This window comes from Solemya elarraichensis gill symbiont (genome assembly GCF_002021095.1).
Taxonomy (GTDB): Bacteria; Pseudomonadota; Gammaproteobacteria; order Chromatiales; family Chromatiaceae.
This window is the reverse complement of record NZ_MPRK01000168.1, coordinates 1-5,490: the sequence shown is the minus strand read 5'-3', so window position 1 is coordinate 5,490 and position 5,490 is coordinate 1. Positions and strand designations below refer to the sequence as shown.

Here is a 5,490-nt window from a genome sequence, read left to right as displayed (position 1 = left end):
TGCCGCCCTCGTACATCAGGTCGACAATCAGCTTGAGCTCGTGCAGACACTCGAAGTAGGCCATTTCTGGAGCGTAGCCAGCTTCAACCAGGGTTTCAAAGCCCATCTTGACGAGTTCAACCGCACCACCACAGAGAACAGCCTGCTCACCGAAGAGGTCGGTCTCGGTCTCGTCCTTGAAGCTGGTTTCGATGATACCGGTACGACCGCCGCCGATTGCAGAAGCGTATGACAGTGCGACATTCTTGGCATTGCCTGAAGCATCCTGCGCAATTGCGATCAGGTCAGGAATACCGCCGCCCTTGACGTACTCTGAACGAACAGTGTGGCCAGGCGCTTTCGGCGCAACCATGATGACATCGATATCTTCACGTGGCACAACCTGGTTGTAGTGAACCGCGAAACCATGTGCGAAAGCGAGTGTCGCACCCTTTTTCAGGTTAGGCTCGATCTGGTCACGGTAGAGCTGTGACTGGAATTCATCAGGAGTCAGCACCATAACCAGGTCAGAAGCTGCAACCGCATCTTCGACAGAAGCGACTGGCAGGCCTGCTTTCTCTGCCTTGGCCGCAGAAGCTGAGCCCGGACGCAATGCAACGGTAACGTCGACGCCGGAATCTTTCAGGTTGTTCGCATGAGCGTGTCCCTGCGAACCATAACCGAGAATCGCAACCTTCATGCCCTTGATAATGGAGAGGTCACAATCTTTATCATAATAAATGTTAACTGCCATCTGTCTGCCTTAACCTTGTAGTGTTTTCAAATATAGTAAATCAGAGCGTAAGTGCTTTTGGTCCGCGCGAGATGCCACTAGCACCCGTACGTACCACTTCAATAATCAGCTCTTCCGGAATTGCGCGAACGAATGAATCCAGCTTGGATGAATCACCCGTCATCTCGACAACATAACTGGTGTCTGTGACATCAATAATCTTGCCGCGAAAAATATCGCTGAGGCGCTTGATCTCCTCACGCATGCCCATTTCGGCACGCACCTTGATCATCATCATCTCGCGTTCGATGTGAACACCTTCTGAGAGATCGACCAGCTTGACCACGTCAACCAGCTTGTTGAGCTGCTTGGTGATCTGCTCGATAACGCGCTCGTCACCGATGGTCACCAGTGTCATACGTGACAGGGTCGCATCCTCGGTCGGTGCAACACTGAGAGACTCGATGTTGTAGCCGCGTGCGGTAAAGAGACCGGCAACGCGTGAAAGTGCCCCCGCCTCGTTTTCCATCAGGATAGAAATAATGTGTCTCATCAGGCCAACTCCCTCTCAGACGCCTGTTGTGGTGACAGGTGCATCTTGTGATGCCCCTTGCCCGCCTCGATCATCGGGTAAACATTTTCCGACGGATCAACAACAACATCAATGAAAACAAGCTCGTCCTTGCGGCTAAACGCCTCTTCGAAGCCTGCGGCGAGATCGCCTGGCTTGTCGATACGCATACCAACATGGCCAAAGCTCTCTGCGAGCTCGACGAAATCAGGAAGTGCGTCAACATAGGAGTGGGAGTAACGCCCCTCGTAGAACATCTCCTGCCACTGGCGAACCATGCCCATGTAGCCGTTGTTCAGCAGGATAATCTTGAGCGGCAAATTGTACTGCTTGCAGGTTGCCAGCTCCTGGATACACATGAGGATACTCGCCTCGCCGGTAATACAGGCAACAGTCGCATCAGGATGCGCCATCTGCACACCCATTGCTGCAGGCAGGCCAAAGCCCATGGTGCCGAGGCCGCCTGAATTGATCCAGCGGCGTGGCTTGTCAAATGCATAATACTGGGCCGCGAACATCTGGTGCTGTCCGACATCGGAAGTCAGGTAGAGACCACCATCAGTCACCTTGTGAAGGGTATCAACTGCAAATTGCGGCTTGATGACCTCGTCGCTCTTCGGATATTCAAGGCACTTAACCGCACGCCAGCTTTCGATCTGCTTCCACCATGCGTCCAGCGCATCGGCATCTGCCTGCATTTCTCTCTCAGTGAGAATACGCAGCATGTCATTCAGGACACTCTTAACCTGTCCGACAATCGGGATATCGATGCGAACGTTTTTTGAGATCGATGCTGGATCGACATCAATATGAATGATTTGCGCGTGTGGGCAGAACTCGGCAATCTTGCCGGTAACACGGTCATCGAAACGCGCACCAATGGCTACCAGCACGTCTGTTTCGTGCATTGCCATGTTCGCCTCGTAGGTGCCGTGCATGCCGAGCATACCGATATTTTGCTTGTCGGTACCCGGATAGGCACCCAGACCCATCAGGGTGTTGGTGATCGGGAAGCCGGTTTTCTGAACAAGTTCTGTCAGCTCGGCACTCGCGTCACCGATGACAACGCCGCCGCCAGAATAGATCACCGGGCGCTTGGCACCCATCATCAGTTCGACAGCCTTCTTGATCTGACCCAGGTGGCCCTTCTCTACCGGGCTGTAGGAACGCATCTTGACCTTTGAAGGATACTCGTAGGGCACCTTAATATTCGGGTCAGTGACATCCTTGGGGATATCGACCACAACCGGGCCCGGACGACCTGTATTGGCAATGTGGAACGCCTTCTTCATGGTCTCGGCAAGATCCTCGACACGCTTGACGAGAAAGTTATGCTTCACACAGGGACGTGTAATACCGATGGTATCAACTTCCTGGAAAGCATCCGAGCCAATCAGCGGCGAGGGTACCTGGCCAGTGATAACTACCATGGGAATTGAATCCATGTAGGCAGTTGCGATACCTGTCACGGCATTGGTTGCACCCGGTCCGGATGTGACCAGCACTACGCCAGGCTTGCCTGTCGCACGTGCATAACCGTCAGCAGCATGGGTTGCGCCCTGTTCGTGACGTACCAGCACATGACGCACGTCCTCCTGCTGGAAAATGGCATCATAAATATGCAGTACGGACCCGCCGGGGTAACCGAAAACATGCTCAACACCTTCGTCTTTCAATGATTGAACGACGATCTGGGCTCCGCTGAGTTCCACTATGTCTGACCCTCCACAAAAATAGCCTCACCTCGTACGGGTAAGGCTCTTGATCAGTTTTAGGGCACCTCGAAACTATTCCATTGTGAGCGCCGTCTCGGCCGTCATGGAGTAGGTCAGAGGTTCCTCTGAAAGTAAACGGGTAAAAGTACTGCCAAACTCGCTTTGCGTCAAGGTTTTTCAGTCATTTTTACGTCAAATTCACAGCATTTACCGGGTTTTATGCCGTCGAACCTTATTTATAAGGATGAATATGGTTTAGACTATTAGGGCAAGATGTGGAATTACTATCCGGGGACCGTCAATTGCGCCATTTTCGTTTATTTCTGGGCGTTTTGATCATGCTGCTTATTACAGTTGCTGATACAAATGCCGCGATCTATAAATGGATCGACGAAAATGGCAAGGTTGTCTACTCAGGAACTCGCCCGCCTAGTGGCAGAAAATCACTCTCCTCGCCATCACTGCCGCAGGCACCCAGACCAACAGCCACTACCAATCTGCCTTATTCTACAGCCGGTACAAAACGACCGACCGCTACCGAACAGGATGAGGTGATCAAGAAACAGAAGAATGCGATAGAAGTAGCGTGTGAAAAACTTCGTAATAACCTGAAGATTATGCATCTTTCAGACCGAATTTATGAGAAAGATTCACAGGGGGTCAGCAACCGCCATTCGCATCCTGTGGCGCGAGGACGAGTTTGAGGTGATTGTCTCCCACGACTCTTTGACTGACAACGATGAACTCATCATCGAAACCGGGCTCCGGGAACTGCTGCCCCCACGGTGAAGCAAACTTCAGCTGCTGCGCCACCCCGACATCCAGCCACTCAGATGGAATACTGCCATCCGAGTAGTGGTGGTTCTGCAGGGTAGTATCATCGATCACTGCAGCTACTTGTTCCTTGAACAGCTCGCTGAAGCGTTCAAAATTCTTCTGTGGGAGCGTCAAGCCAGCCGCCATTGCATGACCACCGAATTTTTCGATCAGTCCGGGCACCTGTTTACTCACCGCATCGAGTACATCCCGTATATGCAGGCCAGTGATCGAACGTGCCGATCCCTTCAGATTGCCTTCACCATCCGAGGCAAATGCAATGACAGGGCGGTGCCACTGCTCCTTGATACGCGATGCGAGGATGCCGATGACGCCCTGGTGCCACTGCTCCTGGTACAAGGTCAGCGCAACCGGCATATTGTCACTTGCAGCATCCAGCTGCAGCTTATCCAGCATCTCCTGCGCCTGCTGTTTCATTTCACCTTCAATCTCGCGGCGCTGCCTGTTGAGATCATCCAGCTGACCGGCAAGCTCACCCGCCTTCAGGCTGTCAGTCGCCAGCAGGCACTCGATACCGACTGACATATCCTCGAGACGTCCGGCCGCGTTCAGTCGAGGACCAAGTGCAAAGCCAAGATCGGAACTCACCAGTTGCGCAGGGATGCGCTTGGAAACACGGCACAGCGCTTCAATACCGGGACGCGTCTTTCCGGCACGCATACGCCTCAGCCCCTGCTCCACAATAATCCTGTTATTGCGTGTCAGCGGTACAACATCTGCAACGGTACCGAGTGCCACAAGATCAAGCCAGTCACCCATGCGCGGTTGTTCAATTGCGGATCTCTCGAACCAGCCAGCATCTGCAAGGTGTTTAACAAAAGCCGTCATGACATAGAAGATCACAGCGACACCGGCAAGCGACTTGTCTGGAAAACTCTCTCCCGGCGAATTGGGATTGACGATAACATCAGCATCCGGCAACTTATCGCCCGGCAGGTGATGATCAGTCACAAGTACATGCACACCCGCCGCCTTTGCCGCGGCGACACCCTCGTTACTGGAGATCCCATTATCAACGGTAATGATCAGGTCAGGTGAAGATTCCAGCGCCACACCGACAATACCGGGAGTCAGGCCATAACCGAAAGCAAAGCGGTTCGGCACCAGGTAATCAACATTCGCACCCAGTTTGCGCAAGAGGGAGACAGCCACTGCAGTGCTGGTTGCACCATCCGCATCAAAATCACCAATGACGAGGATGTTCCATCCGCTATCGAGTGCCTGCTCCAGCAAACGTGCAGCGGCATCGACCTGGCCGAGAGATGAGACCGGAATCAGGCCGGACAATTCCAGTTCAAGCTCCTCACTGCAGCTGATGCCGCGATTTGCGAATACACGTGCAAGCAACGGATGCAGGTCACCGCTGAATTCTGCTGTCGCGGTCGCCTGCCGGCGAATAATCTCGCACCCGTTCATTTTGATTCTCTCTCCATTTCAGGCTTATCATCCTGCTGCGTGTCGTCAACATGATGCTCACAGCAGGCAGCTGCCTCGGGGCTTCCCGGAACGGGATCAATGCCGCCTTCATGCCACGGATGGCAGCGGCTAATACGTCGCAGCCCCATCCAGCCCCCTTTGAGCACACCATGAATTTCGATTGCCTGGATCATGTAGGAAGAACAGGTTGGATAGTAGCGACAGCTACTTCCAAGCAC

At 53.3% G+C, this 5,490-nt stretch carries 6 protein-coding genes; 1 reads left to right on the top strand and 5 read right to left on the bottom strand.

The window, feature by feature from the left end; translation table 11 throughout:
* The 3 genes from ilvC to BOW51_RS08245 all read right to left on the bottom strand — a co-directional run.
* Positions 1-733: ketol-acid reductoisomerase (gene ilvC, locus BOW51_RS08255; RefSeq protein WP_078477275.1), on the bottom strand; the 733-nt coding region annotated here is incomplete at its 3' end.
* A 40-nt stretch (positions 734-773) separates the two neighbouring features.
* On the bottom strand, positions 774-1,265 hold the full coding sequence (gene ilvN, locus BOW51_RS08250; RefSeq protein ID WP_078477274.1) for an acetolactate synthase small subunit: 492 nt from the start codon (positions 1,263-1,265) through the stop codon (positions 774-776).
* A complete protein-coding gene (locus tag BOW51_RS08245) occupies positions 1,265-2,995 on the bottom strand; it encodes an acetolactate synthase 3 large subunit (RefSeq protein WP_078477272.1) in 1,731 nt (576 codons plus the stop codon). The genes ilvN and BOW51_RS08245 overlap by 1 nt, the downstream gene beginning before the upstream one ends.
* Positions 2,996-3,336: 341 nt before the next feature.
* Here BOW51_RS08245 and BOW51_RS08240 point away from each other — a divergent pair, with 341 nt between their 5' ends.
* A complete protein-coding gene (locus BOW51_RS08240; protein ID WP_078477271.1) occupies positions 3,337-3,702 on the top strand; it encodes a DUF4124 domain-containing protein in 366 nt (121 codons plus the stop codon).
* On the opposite strand, the gene recJ is transcribed toward BOW51_RS08240, so the two are convergent.
* Together recJ and yidD are read right to left on the bottom strand one after the other, a co-directional pair.
* The gene (gene recJ / locus BOW51_RS08235) at positions 3,659-5,251 is read right to left on the bottom strand and encodes a single-stranded-DNA-specific exonuclease RecJ (protein WP_078477269.1); all 1,593 of its coding nucleotides are present in this window, start codon (positions 5,249-5,251) and stop codon (positions 3,659-3,661) included. The genes BOW51_RS08240 and recJ overlap by 44 nt on opposite strands.
* A partial coding sequence (gene yidD / locus BOW51_RS08230; RefSeq protein ID WP_245828631.1) for a membrane protein insertion efficiency factor YidD occupies positions 5,248-5,490 on the bottom strand: 243 nt, incomplete at its 5' end. The genes recJ and yidD, both read right to left, overlap by 4 nt.

Bases quoted from the DNA above. Each gene is read 5' to 3' on its own strand.
- ilvN (WP_078477274.1), bottom strand. From the start codon at position 1,265: ATGAGACACATTATTTCTATCCTGATGGAAAACGAGGCGGGGGCACTT.
- BOW51_RS08240 (WP_078477271.1), top strand. From the start codon at position 3,337: ATGCTGCTTATTACAGTTGCTGATACAAATGCCGCGATCTATAAATGG.
- recJ (WP_078477269.1), bottom strand. From the start codon at position 5,251: ATGAACGGGTGCGAGATTATTCGCCGGCAGGCGACCGCGACAGCAGAA.